This window comes from Agromyces sp. NPDC056389 (assembly GCF_042262385.1).
Classification (GTDB): Bacteria; Actinomycetota; Actinomycetes; order Actinomycetales; family Microbacteriaceae; genus Agromyces.
Genome location: NZ_JBHJPN010000001.1, coordinates 1 through 17,511 on the forward strand (window position 1 = coordinate 1; position 17,511 = coordinate 17,511).

Here is a 17,511-nt window from a genome sequence, read left to right on the forward strand (position 1 = left end):
ACACCGGGCCCCGCGCCCGGTGTCGTCGCCGTTTCCGTACCTCCGTGTCAACCACCTGCGCGAGGCATCCGCGGCTCGATAGCCTGACGGCATGAGCGAGCACGGGGGAGACGACCGAGTGCCTGCGAAGCGGAAGCCGTTCGCCGGGTTGGTCGCGTTCGGCACTCGGGCGACGGCCTGGGCCCTTGCGCTGAAGCCGGTGCGGGCGTTCCTGCTCTACCTCGAGCGCCATGGCGCGATGCTCGCCGACAGCGTGACCTACCGCGTGCTCTTCTCGATCTTCGCGGGCGTGTTCCTCGGCTTCGCGATCGCCGGGATCTGGCTCTCGGGCAATCCCGACGCGCTCGACGCGATCGTCGAGACGGTCGATGCGGCGATTCCCGGACTGTTCGGCGAGGGCGGGTTGATCGCGCCCGGAGACGTCGTGCAGCCGCTGACGCTCAGCATCGCCGGCGTGCTCGCCCTCGTGGGCCTCGTGGGCGCCGCGATCGGTGCGATCGGATCGCTCCGCACCGCCTTCCGCCGGCTCGGATCGCAGCCCGACGACCAGACCTTCTTCATCTGGGTCATGCTCCGCGACCTGCTCCTCGCGATCGGGTTCGGCGCCGCATTCGCCGCGGCGGCCGCGGTCACGGTCTTCAGCACGTCGGCACTCGGCACGATGCTCGGCTGGCTCGGCATCTCGAGCCACGACGCGGTCTTCGACGCGTCGTCCCGGATCATCACGATCGCGGTGACCTACCTGATCGACGCCCTGCTCATCGCGGTCATGTTCCGCGTGCTCTCGGGCATGCGTCCGAGCGCCAGATCGCTCTGGAGCGGAGCACTGCTCGGCGCCGTCGGACTCTCGGTGCTGCAGGTGCTCTCCGGACTCTTCGTGGGCGGCGCGACGAGCAACCCGCTGCTCGCCTCGTTCGGCTCGCTCATCGCGCTGCTCATCTGGCTGAACCTCTCGAGCCAGGTCATCCTCATCGCCGGGGCCTACATCGTGACCGGTGTCGACGACGAGCACGATCGCGTGAGTGCCCGGTACGGCGCCCCGACGATGGCCATCCGCCGCATGCAGCGAGCCGAGCGACGGGCGACGGATGCCGCGGCCGAACTCGTCGCCGCGCGCGAGGCGGTCGAGAAGGAGCGCGCCGCGGGCTCGTGACGTGGACCTCCCGGCACGACACAATGGGTGGATGCCGACCGTGCTGCATCTCGTCCGCTCCGTGGTCTCGCCGCTGACCCGGACCCGACTCTTCCGCTGGTGCGCTCCGCGACTCCTCCCGCCGATCGAGCGGGTCGTCGCCGCGGTGTCCGGCGGGCGGGTGCAGCTCAGCGCATTGCTCGTGCCGTCGCTCGTCCTCCACACCACGGGCGCGAAATCGGGCGAGCCCCGGGACTCGGCGCTCATGTACACGCCCGACGGGCACGGCCGCGCGATCGTCGCTGGCACGAGCTTCGCCCGAGACCGTCATCCCGGCTGGACGTACAACCTGCTCGCGCATCCCGAGGCGGCGATCACGGTGCGAGGCAGACGGATGCCGGTGCGCGCGAGCCGCATCGCCGACGACGAGCGCGACGCCGCGTGGGCGCTCATCGAGGCGCAGTGGCCGGGATACCGCGCATACGAACGGGAGTCGGGCCGGGTCGTGCGGCTCTTCCGACTGCAGCCGGTCGCCGGCGCGCATCACGCGTCGATGTGACGCGTCAGTAGGATCGCGCGAGCGCAGGCTGCGCTCAGCGCCACGCCGTACGCTGGGAACATGACGCGACGCCCCAGTGACCCGATCTACAGCACGGCGATCGTCGCGGGGCGCGCGCTGTTCGGCTTCTGGGGCCTGAAGCGCAGCGTGGCCGGTGCCGAGCACGTGCCGACGACGGGCGGCGCCGTGGTCGCCATGACGCACTTCGGCTACTTCGAGTTCGCCCTCGTCGAGTGGGCGACCTGGCTCGCCAACCGCCGTCGCATCCGCTTCATGGCGAAGCAGGGCGTGTTCGACAAGCCGATCGTCGGATCGATGCTCCGCAGCATGAAGCACATCCCGGTCGACATGAAGGCCGGTGCCGCCGCCTACGCGAAAGCGGTCACCGCGCTGCGCGACGGCGAGCTCCTCGGCGTCTTCCCCGAGGCGGGTGTCAGCGCGTCCTTCACCGTGCGCGAGCTCAAGACCGGCGCGGCCCGTCTCGCGGCCGAGGCCGGCGTGCCGATCATCCCGGTCGCCGTCTGGGGCGGCCATCGCCTCATGACCAAGGGGCACAAGGTCCGGTTCTTCGAGCGATTCGGGGTGCCGGTGAGCTTCGCGTTCGGCGAGCCGATCGCCGTCGGTGCCGATGAAGACCCGCACACCGTCACCGAGCGGCTCCGTGCGACGCTGCAGCGCATGGTCGATCGACTGCAGGCCGAGTACCCGGTCGACGGCACCGGCAAGTGGTGGCAGCCGCGCTCGCTCGGCGGCACGGCACCGACGCCCGAAGCGGCGGCAGCTGCCGACGCGGCACGTGATGCCGCCCGCGAGGCGGCCCGGGCTGCACGCGACGAGCGGCACTGAGCCGAGACATCCTCGACGCTGCGGGTTAAGCTCGGGGCATGTGCAGGAACATCCACACCCTCCACAATTTCGAGCCGGCGACCACCGACGACGAGGTGCACGCCGCGGCGCTGCAGTTCGTGCGCAAGGTGAGCGGTTCGACGAAACCCTCGAAGGCCAACGCCGAGGCGTTCGACCGCGCAGTGGCCGAGATCGCGCATGTGACCCGCCACCTGCTCGACGACCTCGTGACCGCCGCGCCGCCGAAGAACCGCGAGGAGGAGGCCGCCAAGGCCAGGGAGCGGGCGGCGCGCCGATACGCGACGCAGGCGACCGCGCAGATCGCGTGACGCGCCGCGGTGCCGCGTAGTCGTGTCGCAGCCCGCGTGACGTCACACGTGCGAGGGGAGTAGCGTCGCCTGCATGGCCGACGCCGTCACTCTCTCCGTCCCTGGTCCGCACGGCGATCGCGACGTGCGGATCTCGAGTCCGTCGCGGGTGATCTGGCCCGAGGCCGGCATCACGAAGCTCGAGCTCGCCGAGTACTTCATCGCCGTGGGCGAGCCGTTCGTCGAGGCGAACGGCGACCGACCGGTTTCGCTGCAGCGATTCCCGGGCGGCGTCGACGGCGAGCAGTTCTTCTCGAAGAACCCGCCGAAGGGGGCGCCCGAGTGGGTGCGATCGGTGCCGGTCACCTACCCCAGCGGGCGCACGCATCCGCAGCTCGTCATCGACGAGCCGGCCGCGGCGGTCTGGGCCGCGCAGATGAACACGATCGTCTTCCACCCGTGGGCGTCGCGGGCCGAGAACCCCGACAACCCCGACCAATTGCGCATCGACCTCGACCCGCAGCCCGGCACGGGCTTCGCCGAGGCGGTGCCCGTCGCCGTGGAGCTCCGGAAGCTGCTCGGCGAGGTCGGGCTCACGGCATTCGTGAAGAGCTCGGGCAGTCGCGGCATCCACGTCTTCGCGCCGATCGAGGCCGAACACGAGTTCCTCGACGTGCGTCACGCCGTGATCGCCCTCGGGCGAGAGCTCGAACGGCGCATGCCCGACGAGGTGACCACCAACTGGTGGAAGGAGGAGCGCGGCGACCGCATCTTCATCGACTACAACCAGGCGAACCGCGACCGCACGATGGCGGGCGCGTACTGCCCGCGCCCCCTGCCCAAGGCATCGGTGTCGTGCCCGTTGGAGTGGGACGAACTCGATTCGACCGATCCGGGCGACCACACGGTGCGCACCGTGCCCGATCGACTCCGACGGGTCGGCGATCCGTGGCACGGCATGCACGACGCACCCGGCCGCATCGACACGCTCCTCGAATGGTGGCAGCGCGATCTCGACGACGGTCTCGGCGAACTGCCCTTCCCGCCCGACTTCCCGAAGATGCCGGGCGAACCGATGCGCGTGCAGCCGAGCCGGGCCAAGCAGCAACCCTGAGTCAGCGTGGTGCGAGGGGCAGCCCCGCGATCGCGGCGTACGACGGGGCAGTGGGCGCCCCTGGCGGCGTGCCGGGCGGTCCACTCGACGTCTCGGCATCGGCGACGAGCGCCTCGACGGCTGCGGTGATCGATCCGAGCGCGGTGCGGAAGAGCAGCGAGCCAGTGCTCACCCGTGCGACGCCGAGTTCGGCGAGCCGCGAGAGCGGCACGTCCGCCTGTACGAGCACGTTGAGCGGGGCCTCGATCGCGCGGACGAGGTCTGAGACGGTCGCCGTCTCGAGGGCACCCGGCACGAAGACACCGGATGCCCCGGCCGCCAGATATCGCCGGGCACGGGCCACCGCGTCGTCGAAGCGATCTGCGGCATCGCGCTCGCTCGCGACCCAGTACCCGTCGGTGCGGGCGTTCAGGTAGAGCCCGGGTGCCGCTGCCGAGATCGCAGCGACCTTCGCCGCGGCGTGCTCGGGGTCGACCAGGTCGCCGTGCTCGGTCGAGTCCTCGATGTTCACGCCGACGCAGCCGATCGCAGCGAGTTCTCCGACGTAGCGGCCCACCTCGTCGGGGTCGTCCGAGAAGCCGGCCTCGAGGTCGACGCTGAGTGCGATGCCGTGTGCCGCAGCCGCTCTCGCAAGTGCGAGGGACTCGGCGGCGATCTCGCCGGCGCCGTCGCGCTTGCCGGCGTCGACGGCGATCCCGAGGCTCGTGGTGCCGATCGCACGGTGGCCGGCGGCGGCGAGCCATCGCGCGGACGCGAGATCCCACGCGTTCGGCAGCAGCACCGGTGAACCGGGTCGATGGAGGGCGCGGAACTCAGTGGTGGTCAGCATCACGGGGGATCTCCTCGTCTCGGCGCCCGCCGGCGCGCATCGCCTCGACGATCGCGGCGGCGATGGCCAGGGCATGGTGGGGTGCCGGGCAGGCTCGGTGGCCGGCGCCGAACGCGAGGATCCGGGCCGGGCGGTCGTCGGTCGCCTCGCGGTCGGGGCCGTCGAGGCGGAGGGTGACGAGTGACTCGTCACCGCCGAATCGAGCTGGGACCAGTCGCCGCGTGACGGGCACGGGGGAGTCGTCGCGGAGCACGGACTCCAGCAACGTCCGAGTCGACACGGCGGGATCCTGCGAGCGGGCGAGGGCGAGGGCGCGCTCGACGAGCGTCGTGGTCGCCGTGTGCGCCTGCACCAGGAGCTGTACGCGGAGCGCCCGCTCGCCGGGGTCGGTGGAGCCGGACGCGTCGAGCAGCGCGGAGACGGCGGCATCCGCTGCATCGCGGTCGGATGACTCGCCGGTGGGGTAGGCGGCCGCCACCGTCGCCGCCAGCAGCGGCAGCCCGTCGACGTCGTCGAAGCCGATGGCCTCTGCGAGCACTTCGACGGGGATGTGCCAGGTGGGAGTGCCCGCACGTGCTCGCACACGGGCCGCACCGGCGAGGGCGGCCGGATCGACGCCGTCGAGCAGATCGTCGAGACGCGCTCGCCGGGCGTCGTGCGCGGCGCCGTTCACGAAGCGCGAGACGTCGGCGCGGAACCGTGTCAGCGGCGATGCCGAGGCGCCCGGCGGCACGGCGGCCTCGGGAACGTGCGATGCGGGGTCGCCGAGGATGCGTTCGACCTCGGCCCGTTCGATGATCTCGATCATGATTCGACGCTATGCCCACGACGCTTCGATGCCGGGCGAAGTGTCACCGACGTATCGTGGAGGCATGCACGGAGACGCCGATCTCGCCGAACCCGCCCGACTCATGGGAGAGCCCGCCCGTGCCGCGATGCTCGTGGCGCTCCTCGACGGCAGGTCGCTGCCCGCGAGCGAGCTGGCGTCCGTCGCAGGGGTGAGCGCCTCGACCGCGAGCACGCATCTCGCGCAGCTGCTCGCCGGCGGCCTCGTGACCCATCGCAAGCTCGGGCGGCACCGCTACTTCACGCTCGCGGGCGCCGACGTGGCGAACGCCGTCGAGGCGCTGCAGCTGATCGCGCCCCGCCGCACGGTCTCGTCGTACGCGCAGTCCGCCTCAGCGGAGCGGCTGGCCCTCGCACGCTCGTGCTACGACCACTTCGCGGGGCGGCTCGCGCTCGACCTCGCCGACGCGCTCGTGCGAGAGGGGGCGATCGCGCCGCTCGTCGCAGGAGAGCCCGGTGGCGTGCTCGACCCCGGTGCGCCGCTCGCGCGCCGGCTCGGCATCGCCGAGGGTGTCGGCGTCATCGGTTCGTCGCGGCGGCCGGCGCTGCGCGGATGCCTCGATTGGACCGAGCGCCGCCCGCACGTCGCCGGGCGGCTCGGCGCTCACCTGCTCGAACGCATGATCGCCGAAGGCTGGGTGGAGCGTCGCCGGGGCGATCGCTCGCTGCGGGTCACCGAGAACGGGTCGCGGGAGTTCGCCGCACTCGCTCGCGGCTGAACGGCGCGATCAGACGGCGTTGCCCGGCCGCCCGGCGACGGGATGCACGTCGGCGCCGATGGGCGACCGAGGCGCCCCGTGCACTTCGCGGTGCAGCCGTTCCATGCGCGCGTCGAGCTCTGCGGCGGTGTGCGCGGCATCCGTCAGCCCATCGAGCAGTTCCTGCGGCACCTGACGGTCGTACTTGTAGTAGATCTTGTGCTCGAGGCTCGCCCAGAAGTCCATTGCGATCGTGCGGATCTGCACCTCGACGGCGACCGGGTGCGCCCCGGTCGAGAGGAACACCGGCACCTCGACGATGACGTGGAGGCTCTGGTAGCCGTTGGACTTCGGCTCCTCGATGTAGTCCTTCACCCGCAGCACCTTGATGTCCCGCTGCGCGGTCAGCAACTCGAAGATGCGGTAGGCGTCGGAGACGAAGCTGCACGTCACGCGCACGCCGGCGATGTCGGTGATCGTCTCGCGGATGGTGTCGAACGTCGGGTCGATGCCCTTGCGCTGCATCTTCTCGACGACGCTGTCGAGGCTCTTCAACCGGCTCGAGATGTGCTCGATCGGGTTGTAGTCGTGCGTCTGATTGAACTCCTCGCGCAGGATCGAGAGCTTCGTGATCACCTCGTCCATGCCGAACTTGTATCGCAGCATGAAGCGCTCGGTCTCGTCGCGGAGGGCGCGCATCTCATCGAGTGTCTGGCCGTCGATGGTCTCGAGCGTGCGCTGCGCGCGCGCCGTGAGCATGGGCGGAGTCGAGTGCCGGGTGGGCGGGGTGCCGTCGAGCGGGGTCACGGATGCCACGCTACGACGCGAAGCTCTGCATTTCCTTTGATCTGCGCCCGATCTGCGCCGCGTTCGCCCCAGGCGCAGCGTTCAGGCGCCGGCGCGTCGCTACGCTCGAGGCATGGAAGCATGGCGCACCGTGGCTCGAGGCGTTCACCAGCGCCGGTACGACCCCTTCGACATCTCGATCGTCGTGATCGAGGGTTCCGACGGGTTGCTCCTCGTCGACACTCGTGTGCAGCCGAGCGAGGCCGAGGAGCTCGCCGACGACATCGCGGCACGGTTCGACCGCCCGGTGCGCTGGGTCGTGAACACGCACGCGCACTTCGACCACACCTTCGGCAACCAGGTCTTCGGGCCCGGAACGGCGACGGATGCCGCGATCTACGGCCATGCGAACATCGTCGCCCATTTCGATGAGTTCGAGGGGCCGCGTCTCGTGGCCTGGCGTGCGGATCCGAGCCGCGAGCCCGATCGGCAGTGGGACGACGTGGTGCTGACACCCCCGACGCATCCGCTCGTCGAGCCGCACATGCTGAATCTGGGCGACCGCGTGGTCGAACTCCGACCGCAGTCGCCGGCGCACACCGACACCGACCTCGTGCTCTTCGTGCCCGACGAGCGCGTCTGGATCCTCGGCGACCTCATCGAGGAGTCGGGGCCCGTGATGTACGGGTCGGGCAGCTATCCGCTCGAGTGGCCCGGGGTGCTCGTCGACCTCGCCGCCGCCATGCGGCCGACTGATCGCGTGGTGCCCGGCCACGGCCGAGTCGTCGACCGAGCATTCGTGGAGCGGCAGGCGACGCAGCTGGGACTCATCGCCGATCGGTTCCGTGCGGCGCATGCGTCGGGGCTGACTCCGGACGAAGCCCTGGGCTCCCACGACGACTGGTCCATCCCCGTCGAGGCGCTCGGCGGCGCCGTCGAACGCGCCTATCATGCACTCGACGCGCAGCGGGAGGCACGGGCATGACCACAGCAGGCGATCCGTTCACGATCCACCTCCCCGACGCCGAGCTCGTCGACCTGCGCGACCGACTGCGTCGCACGAGGTTCATCCATGCCAGCAGCAGCCGCCCATGGGCCGGCGGGGTCGATCCCGGTGCTCTCGCGGGCCTCGTCACCGAGTGGGCGGAGACCTTCGACTGGCGTGCGGTCGAGAGGAGCCTGAACCGGCTCGACCACCGACTGGCACTGGTGCAGGGCACCCGGCTGCACTTCGTTCGGGCGAGCGCCGGTGCGGCCGACGGCGAGCCCATCCCGCTGCTCGTCATGCACGGCTGGCCGTCGAGTTTTCTCGAGATGCTGCCGCTCATTCGTGCGCTCCACGCCGCCGGCGAGTCGCGCGGCCTCCGATTCGACCTCGTGATCCCGTCGATGCCCGGCTTCCTCTTCTCGGAGTTGCCCGAAGCCCCATTGACGCGGGAGATCATGGCCGACCTGATGTCCGAGCTGATGCTGCAGCTCGTCGGCGAGGCGAAGTTCGGCGTCTTCGGCGGCGACATCGGTGGCACCGTGGCCGCATGGATCGCCGCGAAGCATCCCGACCGGGTGCTCGGGCTGTACATGATCCATCCGCCGTTCCCTGCGGCGTTCACGGAGCCGCTGACGCCTGCGGAGCGTGCGGTGCTCGAGGCCGAAGCCGAGTTCGACGAGGGCGATCAGGGGTACAGCGCCATCATGGGCACGCGGCCCGACACGATCGGGGCGGCGCTCATCGATTCGCCGGCGGGGCTGCTCGCCTGGATCATCGACAAGCTGCGCGACTGGAGCGACGCCGGCGGCGACCTCGAGCGCCGGTTCGATCGCGAGACGCTCCTCACCCTCGCGACCCTGTACTGGTCGACCGGTTCGATCGGCACCTCGTTCCGCCAGTACTTCGACTTCCCGGCGAACGCGCCGAGACCCGTGATCACCGTGCCGGCCGGTTTCACGCTCAGTGCCGAGGCGATCATCCGGGACGTCCCGAAGAGCATCGCCGAACGCGCCTGCAGCGACATCAGGGTGTGGCATCCGGCGACGGTCGGCGGTCACTTCATGGCTCACGAGGAGCCCGAACTGCTCGCCGGTCATCTCGCGGCGTTCTTCGACGAGCACGCCCGTCCGCACGCGAGCTGACGCCACCGCGCGCGACCTCGGACGCGGTCGCTGTCAGGGGCGATCGGTCGCGGTCGACCGCTCGAGCTCCGCACGGATCGCGGCGATCGCACGGTCGACGGCCGCTTCGAAGCGGTGCGGCGCCGGTGCTCCGTAGCCGACGACCATCGCAGGCGCCCGAGGTGCCGCGGGAACGCCGAGCCGGAAGGAGCCGAGTCCGTCGAGCCGAACGCCGAGCTGCAGGGCAGCGGCCGAGATACCGCGTTCGTCGAGGCCGGCCGGCATCTCGATGAGGCAGTGCAGGCCGGCACGCATCCCGCTCACCCGGCATCCGTGGAGTTCTGCCGCGACGCGAACCTCGAGGAACTCGCGGCGTGAGCGATACTCGGCGCGACGACGGCGCACGGTCCGGTCGTACTCGTGCGCCTTCATGAAGGCGTCGAGCGTCGACTGGTTCAACACGTCGGCGATGCCGTTCACCGCGACGAGCTGCGCGGCGAACTCCGTGGCCAGGCGCTCGGGCACCACGGCCCACCCGAGGCCGACGGCCGGGGCGAGGCTCTTCGACGCCGTGCCGAGGTAGACGACCAGGTCGGGGGCGATCGATTGCAGCGCGCCGATCGCCCGACGGTCGTAGCGGAACTCGCCGTCGTAGTCGTCTTCGACGATGAGGGCGCCGGTGCGCTCCGCCCAGGCGATGACCTCGAGCCGTCGCGATGCGGAGAGCGCGACACCGGTCGGGAACTGGTGCGCCGGAGTGAGGAGCACAGCATCGACGGAGAGGCCGCCCAACCCGCCGACGACGGCGCCGTCCTCGTCGACGGCGAGCGGCACCACTTCGAGGCCGGCGGTGCGGAGGATGCCCCGATGCTCCTCGTGACCGTATTCCTCGACGGCGATCCGCCGTGCGCCCTGGGCCACGAGTGCGCGCGCGACCGTCGCCAGGGCGGCGCCGAACCCTCGGGTGACGGCGATGCGAGCGCGATCGCCCCAGACGCCCCGGGTGCGAGCGAGGTACTCGGCGAGTGTGGAGCGCAGGGCGAGGGAGCCCTCGGGCGGGCCGTACCCGAATGCGGACGCCGGGAGATCCAGTGCCGCGCGCCGCGCCGACGCCGCCCATTCGCGGCGGGGGAACGACGAGGCATCCGGAATGCCGCCACGCAGGTCGAGGCCCGCCCACGGCGGACTCGGCGGCGTCTCGACGCTCGACACCGCCGTTCCGGCTCCGGGACGCTCGGCGACCCAGGTGCCGGCGCCGACGCGGGCCTCCAGCCACCCTTCGGCGACGAGACCGCCGTAGACCTCTGCGACGACGTTGCGGGCGATGTCGAGGTCGGCGGCGAGGGTGCGACTCGCGGGCAGCCGGGTGCGCGCCTCGAGCCGCCCGTCGCGCACCGCAGCGCGCAGCCCCTCTTCAAGGGATGCCGCCTTCCGGCGCCGGTCGAGATCGAGATGCAGATCGAGACCGGGAATGGCCCAGGAATCTCCCATGGAATTGGACTGTAGCAGTGGGCCGCTCGTCTCGTACCGTCGAACCATGACCATCACCGATGCACTCGTCGACATCCCCGTCCGCCTCGACTTCGACGCGATCGTTCCGCGCTTCTCCCGCGCCGTCGCCTCGCTCGATCATGCCGCCACCGCCGAACTCGACCGGGTCGGCTTCGACACGCAGCTTCGCGAGATGGTGCGGCTCCGCGCCTCGCAGATCAACGGATGCGTCTACTGCGTCGACATGCACTCGAAGGATGCGCGCACCGCCGGGGTCACCGAGCAGAAGCTGCACGCCGTCGCCGTGTGGCGAGACTCGGGGCTGTTCACCGCGGCCGAACGGGCCGCCCTCCACCTCACCGAGTCGATCACCCGACTCTCGGAGACCCACGTGCCGGAGGAGGACCTCGCCGCAACGATCTCCGTCTTCGGCGAGGAGCGCACGGCTGCGCTCGTCTCGCTCATCATCGCCATCAACGTGTGGGATGCGATCGGAGTGACGACGCGGTGCTGGCCCGTCGCCCGCGACGCGTCCTGACCGGGAGCGCCCCCATCTGGGATGATGCAGTCATGACGGATGCCGCGCACTCACCGGTCCTGCAACTCCGCGTGGTGATCGAGGCGGAGGATTACGAACGGGCGGTGGCGTTCTACCGCGATGCGCTCGGCATGCCCGAGCTGATGGCGTACGCCGAGGGCGACGACGATCGGGTGACGATCCTCGAGGCCGGGAGGGCGACACTCGAGATCGCGAATCCGACCCACAAGCGCGTGATCGACGAGCTCGAGGCCGACGGCCGCCCGAGCCAGCGCATCCGGCTCGCCTTCGAGGTGACGGATGGCGCGGGCACCACTCGGCGCCTCGCAGAGGCCGGCGCAGCCGTCGTCGCCGAACCGGTCGAGACGCCGTGGCGCTCGCTCAACTCACGTCTCGATGCGCCGGCAGGGCTCCAGATCACGGTCTTCGAAGAACTCGAGGGGTCCGAGGAACGCGCGCTGCGCGACGGATTCAGCACGGAAGCCGAGCGCGACTGAGGCGGGCGCGACTGAGCGTGGGCGCTCAGACGTCGCCGTCGACGTAGAACCATCGGCCGTTCTCGCGGAGGAACCGGCTCCGCTCGTGCAGGACTCCGCGCTCGTCGGCCGAACGGTGCGTGGCGCGGAACTCGACCTCGCCGTCGCGATCGAACGGGCCGCCGCGCTCGGTCGCCACGATCTCCAGGGCGAGCCACGTCGTCTCATCGTCGAGGTCGAGATCGGCCGGTCGCGTTTCGGGATGCCACGTCGCTCGGAGGTACTCGGCGTCGCCGACCGCGAAGGCCGTGTACCGCGAACGCATGAGCTGCACTGCGGTCGGAGCCTCGACGGTGCGCGCGAGCAGCGGGCCGCAGCACTCGCCGAACGTGCTCCCGCTCCGACAGGGACACCGGTCGGCGTCGGCGGGTCGGTGCTGCGGAGTGTTGCTGGGCATCCTCCCAGTATCCACGGCTCAGGGAGCCGTCTTCATGGTCTGCACAGGAAGAAATGAGGAACCCTTCAGAAACTCGGGGCAGAGTGTCTGACTTCTGCCCTCGCTCGGGGGCGTCCCCCAACCTGATCCGAGCAACCCAGAATCTATGCGCAACGACATCACCACGCCCGAAACCGAAACCGCCCCCGAAGAACGACACCCTCGCCGCAGCATCCGCAAGCGCCGCATCGGACGCAAGCGGCTGATCGCCGCCGGCGCCGTCATCGCCGCCGGCCTCGTCGTCGGCACCGGATTCACCGTGCAGTCGGCGATCAGCACGCAGGCCAGCATCGACGCCACGACCGCACTCGCCGAATCGACCGGCGTCCATTCGGAACAGCTCGGCGCCTACTCCACGATCGCCGAGGCCCGCACGCGCCACAGCGCGGAGGACACGCTCACGGTCGCCAATGCCACGCTCGCCGCAGTCGACGGCAAGGTCGACGCCAGCGGCCTCGCGGCATCCGTCGCGTCGCTCGGCGAGTACGAGCGACTCCCGATCGATTCGATCGTGGACCTGACCAAGCAGACGCGCGCCGAAACGGCGAGGGCCGAGGCCGCGGCCGCGGAGTTCGACCGCGTGCAGGCCGAGCAGGCCGCCGCGGCAGCCGCTGCACTCGCTCAGGCGAACACTCCCGACGGCGCGCGAGCCACCGCCCGTGCTCTCGCAGCGTCGAAGTACGGCTGGAACGAATCGCAGTTCCAGTGCCTGAACCAGCTGTGGCAGAAGGAGTCGGGCTGGTCGTACACCGCCTACAACGCGTCGAGCGGTGCCACCGGCATCCCGCAGTCGCTGCCGGGCAGCAAGATGGCCTCGGCCGGCTCCGACTGGCAGACCAACGCGGCAACGCAGATCAGCTGGGGGCTCGACTACATCGCGCGCGGCTACGGCACGCCCTGCAGCGCGTGGTCGCACTCGCAGTCGATGAACTGGTACTGAGCCCCGGGTATCTCGCGTAGGGTTGCCGGCACGGGGCCGCCCAGGCCTCCGATCAAAGGGCGTCATCCATGTCAGACAAGTCGCCGAAGAAGTCGTCGTCCAAGACGGCTGCAAGCAAGACCCTCAAAGAGAAGCGCGCCGACAAGAAGGCCAAGGTCGAGAACCGGTCGAACAGTGACGCGGTGACCGAAGCGACGCATCGCAAGCGCTGAGTCGCTGAGAAAGGCGAGCGCGGGGCGGGTCCCCTCGCAGCACCGACGTCGCGAACGTTCGGACGGATGCCGTGGACGGCGCTCGAGTGCCGTCGACCGGTATCCGTTCGAACTGCGACGGCGTCTACCTCGGGTCAGGGCGTCTACCTCGGGTCAGACGGTGCGCGGGTCGAGCAGGCCGGCTCGATCGGGATGGCGGTCGAACCACTCGCCCACGTACCAGCAGCTCGGCACGATGCGCCTCGTCGAGTTCGCTTCGACATCGTCGACCGCGAACTCGACGAGCTCGCCGGCCAGGCCGCTGCCCCGGTACGGCGGGTTCGTGAACGTGCGAGTGAACGCGACCGAGTCGCCGAGCTCCCGGTAGTCGAGCACGCTCGCGATGTCGCCGTCGACCCGCAGGACGTATCGGCGGGCGTCGGGTTCGTGGCTCAGTTCGGTGTGCACGACCATCAGGCTACGCCGTGTGCGATCAGCGCCCGCGAAGGCGCTCGAGGTCGCGCCGTTCCCGTTTCGTCGGGCGCCCTGCGCCCCGGTCGCGGGTCGCGACGACGGCCACCGTCTCGCGCGGCGGCGGGGGAGGCGTGCGGTCGTCGACCGCCGTCGCGGCAACGGTCGCCGAGACCCGCTTCACGAGCGTCTGCCGCACGACGAGCATTCGGTCGAACCCGTCGACGCGCACGCGGACCTCGTCGCCGGGACGCACCGACTGCGCCGCCTTCGCGCGTTCGCCGTTCACTCGCACATGCCCGGCCCGGCATGCCGCCGTGGCCGCGGATCGCGTCTTGAACTGCCGCACCGCCCAGAGCCAGGCATCGACGCGCACGGGGGACTCGCCGTTCATGTCGACAGCCTACGCGCCGCACCGGCACGGGATGTTCGTGCGGCATGCTGGTCTCATGAGCGGAGCGAGCGGCGACGAATGGGTCGTGGGCCCCGATGGCGCGAAGTACTGGGGCAGGTACGGAGCTGCCGGCCTGCTGGTCGTCAATCCCGAGCGCGAGGTGCTGCTGCAGCATCGGGCGCTGTGGAGCCATTTCGGCGGCACCTGGGGCATGCCGGGGGGTGCGCGACACGAGCACGAGAGCGCCGTGGAGGCCGCCGTCCGTGAGGCCGGCGAAGAGGCGGGCGTGCCTCCGGCGCTCCTCGAGGTGCGGTTCAGCACGGTGCTCGACCTCGGCTACTGGTCGTACACGACCGTCGTCGCCGATGTCGCAGCGCGGTTCGCTCCCGTCGTCAGCGACCCTGAGAGCATCGAACTGCGGTGGATCGCGATCGACCGGGTCACCGAGTTGCCGCTGCATCCGCGATTCGCCGAAGCCTGGTCCGGACTCGCCGTTCGTCTCTGAGGCGCGCCCGCGTCAGCCGGTGCGCTCATCGGCCGGGGTCATCGCCCGCCGCGGAAACCAGGGCACGATCGGCGAGGTGCGCGCGCGGTAGTCGTCGTAGTCGGGGTACTTCGCTCGCGTGATCGACTCCGTGAAGATCGTCGAACCGATGAAGAGTGTCGTGAGCAGCACTGCTCCCGCGATGGTCCAGTGCAGCCAGACGCCGGTCGCCGCCACGGCGAATCCGTAGAAGACCCACCACTGGGCCTGCTCGAAGAAGAAGTTGGGGTGCCGTGAGAAACGGAAGAGCCCGGTCCGCAGGAACTCCGGTTGCGGGGTGCGGCCCGCGGCTCGCTCGGCGGCCTTCCACCGGTGGAACGCCCATTGCTGCTGGTCGGCGGCCGTCTCACCGGCGAGCAGCGCGAGGAACAGCACGGCGAGTACCACGTCGGCCGTGCCGAGCGGCACCACTCCGGCGGTGAACACCGTCGCGGCCGGGAGGCAGAACAGCAGGATCACCGCGTTCTGGTAGATCGAGATGAAGAGCAGGTTGAACGCGGCGAACCCGGCACGCGACATCCGGCCGCGCAGCACCGCCCAGCGGTAGTCCTCGCCGCCGGGGCGGTACCCGCCCTTGCGTGCGAAATTGAAGGTCAGGCGGATGCCCCATGCCGAGACCAGCACCGCCATGAGCACGAGCCGGCCGGCGAACCCCGACGAGACGGCGAACACCCACACGTAGACGATCGGCGCGATCGACCAGATGCGATCGACCCACGAGTACTCGCGAGTGGCGAGCGAGGCGATCCATGTCGCGAGCGTGATCGCGGCGCAGATGACGAGACACACGATGAGCGGACCCATGGCGGCATTCTACGGATCGATAGGATCGGACCGTGGCTGGGGAACGCTCGGGGGAGGTCGGTTCGGAGATCTGGACGATCCCGAACATCCTCAGCATGCTCCGACTGGCACTCGTTCCGGTCTTCCTGGTCTTCATCGTGCGCGGCGACTACGTGGTCTCGCTGATCGTGCTCGTCGTCGCGAGCCTCACCGACCTGCTCGACGGGTACCTCGCACGCAGGCTCGGACAGGTGACCCGTCTCGGTCAGTTGCTCGACCCCGCCGCCGACCGGCTGTACATCTTCGCCGCGCTCGTCGGCCTCGCCGCACAAGGCCTCGTGCCGTGGTGGATCGTCATCGTCATCGTCGCCCGTGACGTGTTCCTCCTCGTGCTGGGCGTCGTGCTCGCCAACCACGGATTCGGGCCGTTGCCCGTGCATCAACTCGGCAAGGTCGCGACCTTCGCCCTGTTCTTCGGCCTGCCGGTGATCATGCTCGGACTCGCCTTCCCCGCCGTCGCCGTCGTCAGCCAGCCCATCGGCTGGGCGATCACCCTGTGGGGTGCGTTCCTGTACTGGTGGGCGGGCATCATCTACGCGATCGAGACCGCTCGCGTCATCCGCATTCCGCGGGTGGCGGACGAGCCTCGATCGGATACGCTGGGACAGGGAGGTTAGTGTGGCGGATAGCGACAACACTCAGGCCGATGGTGCCGAGACCGGGAGCGAGCCTTCGACGACCACGTCGACGAACGCTACGGTCGGCGGGGCCACCGACACGACCATCGGATTCAGTCGAGAGGCGGCAGCGCAACTGAGCGCGCTCGACGCCGATGTCTCGGCTGAAGAGCAGGAGGCGATCGCCGCGCTGCCCTCGGGTTCTGCGCTGCTCATCGTGCGTCGCGGACCCAACAGCGGTGCCCGGTTCCTCCTCGACACCGATGTGACCGTCGTGGGTCGTCATCCCGACGCGGACATCTTCCTCGACGACGTGACCGTCTCCCGCAGGCACGCGGAGTTCGTTCGGCACCGTTCGGCGTTCGAGGTGCGTGACCTCAGCTCCCTGAACGGCACGTACTTCGACGGAGTCCGCATCGAGACGGCGCTCCTGAGCGATGGTGCAGAGGTGCAGATCGGCAAGTTCCGGCTCACCTTCTACGCATCCCGGCGCGACCTGGCTCCGGTGGCGAGCGAATAGTGGCGGCTCCCGCTGCGTCGACGCGCGCGAGCGGCCAGGCGCCACTGCTGGGCATCGGTCAGGTGCTGGCACGGCTTCAGCCCGAGTTCCCAGAACTGACCCCGTCGAAGCTGCGGTTCCTCGAAGAACAGCGTCTCGTCTCACCGGCACGCACCGCGGCCGGATACCGGAAGTTCTCGACGGCCGACGTCGAGCGCATCACGGTCGTGCTCTCCATGCAGCGAGACCACTACCTTCCGTTGAAGGTCATCCGCACCCACCTCGAGGCGATCGACGCGGGTGAGACTCCGGCGCTGCCCGGCGCCACGAGCGCTGCGGCGTTCCTCGCGGGAGCCCGCAGGTTCCGGCGTGACGAGCTCATCGCCGAGGCGAGGGCGACGGCGGGCTTGCTCGACGATGCCGTCTCGGCGTCACTCCTTCCCGCGGCCGAGTACTACGGCGATGAGGCCCTCGGCGTGCTGCGCTCGCTGGTGGCGCTCCGGGCCGTCGGCATCGAGCCGCGACACCTTCGCGGTGTGCGTGCAGCGGCAGAACGCGAGGCGGCGCTCGTGGAGCGTGCGATCACGCCGTCACGACGAGCGGATCCCGCCGACAAGGCCCGGGCCGTCGAGCGCGGCCTCGAACTCGCGGAGCATCTCGAGGCCGTGCACGCGAGCGTGGTTCGAGCCTCGCTCGGTCGACTCGCGCGATGATCTCGCGACACGCCGTGACGTTCGGCCGGATGTGTTCGACAGAGCCTGCTGCCCTCGGTAGCGTGGGACTC

General features: G+C 70.2%; 24 protein-coding genes. 16 read left to right on the plus strand and 8 right to left on the minus strand.

Annotation, left to right across the window (positions count from 1 at the left end):
* The first annotated feature begins 91 nt into the window (after nt 1-91).
* The 5 genes from ACFCVM_RS00005 (at nt 92) to ligD (ending at nt 3,959) form a co-directional block, all read left to right on the plus strand.
* Nucleotides 92-1,153, plus strand: coding sequence for a YihY/virulence factor BrkB family protein (locus ACFCVM_RS00005; protein WP_375832458.1), 1,062 nt, complete (start codon nt 92-94; stop codon nt 1,151-1,153).
* A 31-nt stretch (nt 1,154-1,184) separates the two neighbouring features.
* On the plus strand, nt 1,185-1,691 hold the full coding sequence (locus tag ACFCVM_RS00010) for a nitroreductase family deazaflavin-dependent oxidoreductase (RefSeq protein ID WP_375832460.1): 507 nt from the start codon (nt 1,185-1,187) through the stop codon (nt 1,689-1,691).
* 60 nt (nt 1,692-1,751) lie between these two features.
* The gene (locus tag ACFCVM_RS00015) at nt 1,752-2,537 is read left to right on the plus strand and encodes a lysophospholipid acyltransferase family protein (RefSeq protein ID WP_375832462.1); all 786 of its coding nucleotides are present in this window, start codon (nt 1,752-1,754) and stop codon (nt 2,535-2,537) included.
* Nucleotides 2,538-2,575: 38 nt separating this feature from the next.
* Nucleotides 2,576-2,866 carry a DUF2277 domain-containing protein gene (locus ACFCVM_RS00020; protein WP_074259289.1) on the plus strand — a complete coding sequence of 97 codons (291 nt, stop codon included), beginning with the start codon at nt 2,576-2,578 and terminating at the stop codon, nt 2,864-2,866.
* A 73-nt stretch (nt 2,867-2,939) separates the two neighbouring features.
* Entirely contained in the window at nt 2,940-3,959 is a 1,020-nt protein-coding gene (ligD, locus tag ACFCVM_RS00025; RefSeq protein ID WP_375832464.1) for a non-homologous end-joining DNA ligase, read from the plus strand.
* Between the two features lies 1 nt (nt 3,960).
* Here the strand turns inward: ligD and ACFCVM_RS00030 are convergent, their stop codons facing one another.
* Together ACFCVM_RS00030 and ACFCVM_RS00035 are read right to left on the minus strand one after the other, a co-directional pair.
* The gene (locus ACFCVM_RS00030) at nt 3,961-4,788 is read right to left on the minus strand and encodes an isocitrate lyase/phosphoenolpyruvate mutase family protein (protein ID WP_375832466.1); all 828 of its coding nucleotides are present in this window, start codon (nt 4,786-4,788) and stop codon (nt 3,961-3,963) included.
* Complete coding sequence (locus ACFCVM_RS00035) at nt 4,772-5,596, minus strand: hypothetical protein (RefSeq protein WP_375832468.1); 825 nt, start codon at nt 5,594-5,596, stop codon at nt 4,772-4,774. Before ACFCVM_RS00035 ends, ACFCVM_RS00030 begins: the two co-directional genes overlap by 17 nt.
* A 64-nt stretch (nt 5,597-5,660) precedes the next feature.
* Between ACFCVM_RS00035 and ACFCVM_RS00040 the strand changes: the two genes are divergently transcribed.
* Nucleotides 5,661-6,353, plus strand: a complete 693-nt coding sequence (locus tag ACFCVM_RS00040; protein ID WP_375832470.1) for an ArsR/SmtB family transcription factor — start codon at nt 5,661-5,663, stop codon at nt 6,351-6,353.
* 9 nt (nt 6,354-6,362) lie between these two features.
* Here the strand turns inward: ACFCVM_RS00040 and ACFCVM_RS00045 are convergent, their stop codons facing one another.
* Complete coding sequence (locus ACFCVM_RS00045) at nt 6,363-7,091, minus strand: GTP pyrophosphokinase family protein (protein WP_375836601.1); 729 nt, start codon at nt 7,089-7,091, stop codon at nt 6,363-6,365.
* A 160-nt stretch (nt 7,092-7,251) separates the two neighbouring features.
* Here ACFCVM_RS00045 and ACFCVM_RS00050 point away from each other — a divergent pair, with 160 nt between their 5' ends.
* Both ACFCVM_RS00050 and ACFCVM_RS00055 read left to right on the plus strand, forming a co-directional pair.
* Nucleotides 7,252-8,103, plus strand: a complete 852-nt coding sequence (locus ACFCVM_RS00050) for an MBL fold metallo-hydrolase (protein ID WP_375832472.1) — start codon at nt 7,252-7,254, stop codon at nt 8,101-8,103.
* A complete protein-coding gene (locus ACFCVM_RS00055) occupies nt 8,100-9,248 on the plus strand; it encodes an epoxide hydrolase family protein (RefSeq protein ID WP_375832474.1) in 1,149 nt (382 codons plus the stop codon). Before ACFCVM_RS00050 ends, ACFCVM_RS00055 begins: the two co-directional genes overlap by 4 nt.
* A gap of 33 nt (nt 9,249-9,281) precedes the next feature.
* Here ACFCVM_RS00055 and ACFCVM_RS00060 read toward each other — a convergent pair whose 3' ends face one another.
* A complete protein-coding gene (locus ACFCVM_RS00060) occupies nt 9,282-10,718 on the minus strand; it encodes a PLP-dependent aminotransferase family protein (RefSeq protein WP_375832476.1) in 1,437 nt (478 codons plus the stop codon).
* Between the two features lie 46 nt (nt 10,719-10,764).
* Here ACFCVM_RS00060 and ACFCVM_RS00065 point away from each other — a divergent pair, with 46 nt between their 5' ends.
* Together ACFCVM_RS00065 and ACFCVM_RS00070 are read left to right on the plus strand one after the other, a co-directional pair.
* Nucleotides 10,765-11,256 carry a carboxymuconolactone decarboxylase family protein gene (locus ACFCVM_RS00065; RefSeq protein ID WP_375832478.1) on the plus strand — a complete coding sequence of 164 codons (492 nt, stop codon included), beginning with the start codon at nt 10,765-10,767 and terminating at the stop codon, nt 11,254-11,256.
* Nucleotides 11,257-11,288: 32 nt separating this feature from the next.
* Nucleotides 11,289-11,753: a VOC family protein gene (locus ACFCVM_RS00070; RefSeq protein ID WP_375832479.1), complete on the plus strand. Its 465-nt coding sequence runs from the start codon at nt 11,289-11,291 to the stop codon at nt 11,751-11,753.
* 25 nt (nt 11,754-11,778) lie between these two features.
* On the opposite strand, the gene ACFCVM_RS00075 is transcribed toward ACFCVM_RS00070, so the two are convergent.
* Complete coding sequence (locus ACFCVM_RS00075; protein WP_375832481.1) at nt 11,779-12,189, minus strand: YchJ family protein; 411 nt, start codon at nt 12,187-12,189, stop codon at nt 11,779-11,781.
* A gap of 145 nt (nt 12,190-12,334) precedes the next feature.
* Between ACFCVM_RS00075 and ACFCVM_RS00080 the strand changes: the two genes are divergently transcribed.
* Both ACFCVM_RS00080 and ACFCVM_RS00085 read left to right on the plus strand, forming a co-directional pair.
* Nucleotides 12,335-13,168 (plus strand): hypothetical protein, encoded by an 834-nt coding sequence (locus ACFCVM_RS00080; protein WP_375832483.1) that lies wholly within the window; start codon nt 12,335-12,337, stop codon nt 13,166-13,168.
* Between the two features lie 68 nt (nt 13,169-13,236).
* The gene (locus ACFCVM_RS00085; protein ID WP_332064289.1) at nt 13,237-13,380 is read left to right on the plus strand and encodes a hypothetical protein; all 144 of its coding nucleotides are present in this window, start codon (nt 13,237-13,239) and stop codon (nt 13,378-13,380) included.
* 153 nt (nt 13,381-13,533) lie between these two features.
* On the opposite strand, the gene ACFCVM_RS00090 is transcribed toward ACFCVM_RS00085, so the two are convergent.
* Both ACFCVM_RS00090 and ACFCVM_RS00095 read right to left on the minus strand, forming a co-directional pair.
* Complete coding sequence (locus tag ACFCVM_RS00090) at nt 13,534-13,833, minus strand: GNAT family N-acetyltransferase (protein WP_375832485.1); 300 nt, start codon at nt 13,831-13,833, stop codon at nt 13,534-13,536.
* Between the two features lie 19 nt (nt 13,834-13,852).
* Nucleotides 13,853-14,224: an RNA-binding S4 domain-containing protein gene (locus ACFCVM_RS00095; protein WP_375832488.1), complete on the minus strand. Its 372-nt coding sequence runs from the start codon at nt 14,222-14,224 to the stop codon at nt 13,853-13,855.
* A gap of 55 nt (nt 14,225-14,279) precedes the next feature.
* Here ACFCVM_RS00095 and ACFCVM_RS00100 point away from each other — a divergent pair, with 55 nt between their 5' ends.
* Complete coding sequence (locus ACFCVM_RS00100) at nt 14,280-14,729, plus strand: NUDIX domain-containing protein (protein WP_375832490.1); 450 nt, start codon at nt 14,280-14,282, stop codon at nt 14,727-14,729.
* A 12-nt stretch (nt 14,730-14,741) separates the two neighbouring features.
* Here ACFCVM_RS00100 and ACFCVM_RS00105 read toward each other — a convergent pair whose 3' ends face one another.
* Complete coding sequence (locus tag ACFCVM_RS00105) at nt 14,742-15,572, minus strand: DUF1295 domain-containing protein (protein WP_375832492.1); 831 nt, start codon at nt 15,570-15,572, stop codon at nt 14,742-14,744.
* Between the two features lie 32 nt (nt 15,573-15,604).
* On the opposite strand from ACFCVM_RS00105, the gene ACFCVM_RS00110 reads away from it, so the two are divergent.
* Genes ACFCVM_RS00110 through ACFCVM_RS00120 form a run of 3 tightly spaced genes read left to right on the plus strand, consistent with a single transcriptional unit; the run spans nt 15,605 to nt 17,440 of the window.
* Nucleotides 15,605-16,228: a CDP-alcohol phosphatidyltransferase family protein gene (locus ACFCVM_RS00110; protein ID WP_375832494.1), complete on the plus strand. Its 624-nt coding sequence runs from the start codon at nt 15,605-15,607 to the stop codon at nt 16,226-16,228.
* A 1-nt stretch (nt 16,229) separates the two neighbouring features.
* Nucleotides 16,230-16,748, plus strand: a complete 519-nt coding sequence (locus ACFCVM_RS00115) for an FHA domain-containing protein (protein ID WP_375832496.1) — start codon at nt 16,230-16,232, stop codon at nt 16,746-16,748.
* Nucleotides 16,745-17,440 (plus strand): MerR family transcriptional regulator, encoded by a 696-nt coding sequence (locus ACFCVM_RS00120; RefSeq protein WP_375836603.1) that lies wholly within the window; start codon nt 16,745-16,747, stop codon nt 17,438-17,440. Before ACFCVM_RS00115 ends, ACFCVM_RS00120 begins: the two co-directional genes overlap by 4 nt.
* The last annotated feature ends 71 nt before the right edge of the window (nt 17,441-17,511 follow it).

Bases quoted from the DNA above. Each gene is read 5' to 3' on its own strand.
- ACFCVM_RS00005 (WP_375832458.1), top strand. From the start codon at position 92: ATGAGCGAGCACGGGGGAGACGACCGAGTGCCTGCGAAGCGGAAGCCG.
- ACFCVM_RS00010 (WP_375832460.1), top strand. From the start codon at position 1,185: ATGCCGACCGTGCTGCATCTCGTCCGCTCCGTGGTCTCGCCGCTGACC.
- ACFCVM_RS00015 (WP_375832462.1), top strand. From the start codon at position 1,752: ATGACGCGACGCCCCAGTGACCCGATCTACAGCACGGCGATCGTCGCG.
- ACFCVM_RS00020 (WP_074259289.1), top strand. From the start codon at position 2,576: ATGTGCAGGAACATCCACACCCTCCACAATTTCGAGCCGGCGACCACC.
- ligD (WP_375832464.1), top strand. From the start codon at position 2,940: ATGGCCGACGCCGTCACTCTCTCCGTCCCTGGTCCGCACGGCGATCGC.
- ACFCVM_RS00030 (WP_375832466.1), bottom strand. From the start codon at position 4,788: ATGCTGACCACCACTGAGTTCCGCGCCCTCCATCGACCCGGTTCACCG.
- ACFCVM_RS00035 (WP_375832468.1), bottom strand. From the start codon at position 5,596: ATGATCGAGATCATCGAACGGGCCGAGGTCGAACGCATCCTCGGCGAC.
- ACFCVM_RS00040 (WP_375832470.1), top strand. From the start codon at position 5,661: ATGCACGGAGACGCCGATCTCGCCGAACCCGCCCGACTCATGGGAGAG.
- ACFCVM_RS00045 (WP_375836601.1), bottom strand. From the start codon at position 7,091: ATGCTCACGGCGCGCGCGCAGCGCACGCTCGAGACCATCGACGGCCAG.
- ACFCVM_RS00050 (WP_375832472.1), top strand. From the start codon at position 7,252: ATGGAAGCATGGCGCACCGTGGCTCGAGGCGTTCACCAGCGCCGGTAC.
- ACFCVM_RS00055 (WP_375832474.1), top strand. From the start codon at position 8,100: ATGACCACAGCAGGCGATCCGTTCACGATCCACCTCCCCGACGCCGAG.
- ACFCVM_RS00060 (WP_375832476.1), bottom strand. From the start codon at position 10,718: ATGGGAGATTCCTGGGCCATTCCCGGTCTCGATCTGCATCTCGATCTC.
- ACFCVM_RS00065 (WP_375832478.1), top strand. From the start codon at position 10,765: ATGACCATCACCGATGCACTCGTCGACATCCCCGTCCGCCTCGACTTC.
- ACFCVM_RS00070 (WP_375832479.1), top strand. From the start codon at position 11,289: ATGACGGATGCCGCGCACTCACCGGTCCTGCAACTCCGCGTGGTGATC.
- ACFCVM_RS00075 (WP_375832481.1), bottom strand. From the start codon at position 12,189: ATGCCCAGCAACACTCCGCAGCACCGACCCGCCGACGCCGACCGGTGT.
- ACFCVM_RS00080 (WP_375832483.1), top strand. From the start codon at position 12,335: ATGCGCAACGACATCACCACGCCCGAAACCGAAACCGCCCCCGAAGAA.
- ACFCVM_RS00085 (WP_332064289.1), top strand. From the start codon at position 13,237: ATGTCAGACAAGTCGCCGAAGAAGTCGTCGTCCAAGACGGCTGCAAGC.
- ACFCVM_RS00090 (WP_375832485.1), bottom strand. From the start codon at position 13,833: ATGGTCGTGCACACCGAACTGAGCCACGAACCCGACGCCCGCCGATAC.
- ACFCVM_RS00095 (WP_375832488.1), bottom strand. From the start codon at position 14,224: ATGAACGGCGAGTCCCCCGTGCGCGTCGATGCCTGGCTCTGGGCGGTG.
- ACFCVM_RS00100 (WP_375832490.1), top strand. From the start codon at position 14,280: ATGAGCGGAGCGAGCGGCGACGAATGGGTCGTGGGCCCCGATGGCGCG.
- ACFCVM_RS00105 (WP_375832492.1), bottom strand. From the start codon at position 15,572: ATGGGTCCGCTCATCGTGTGTCTCGTCATCTGCGCCGCGATCACGCTC.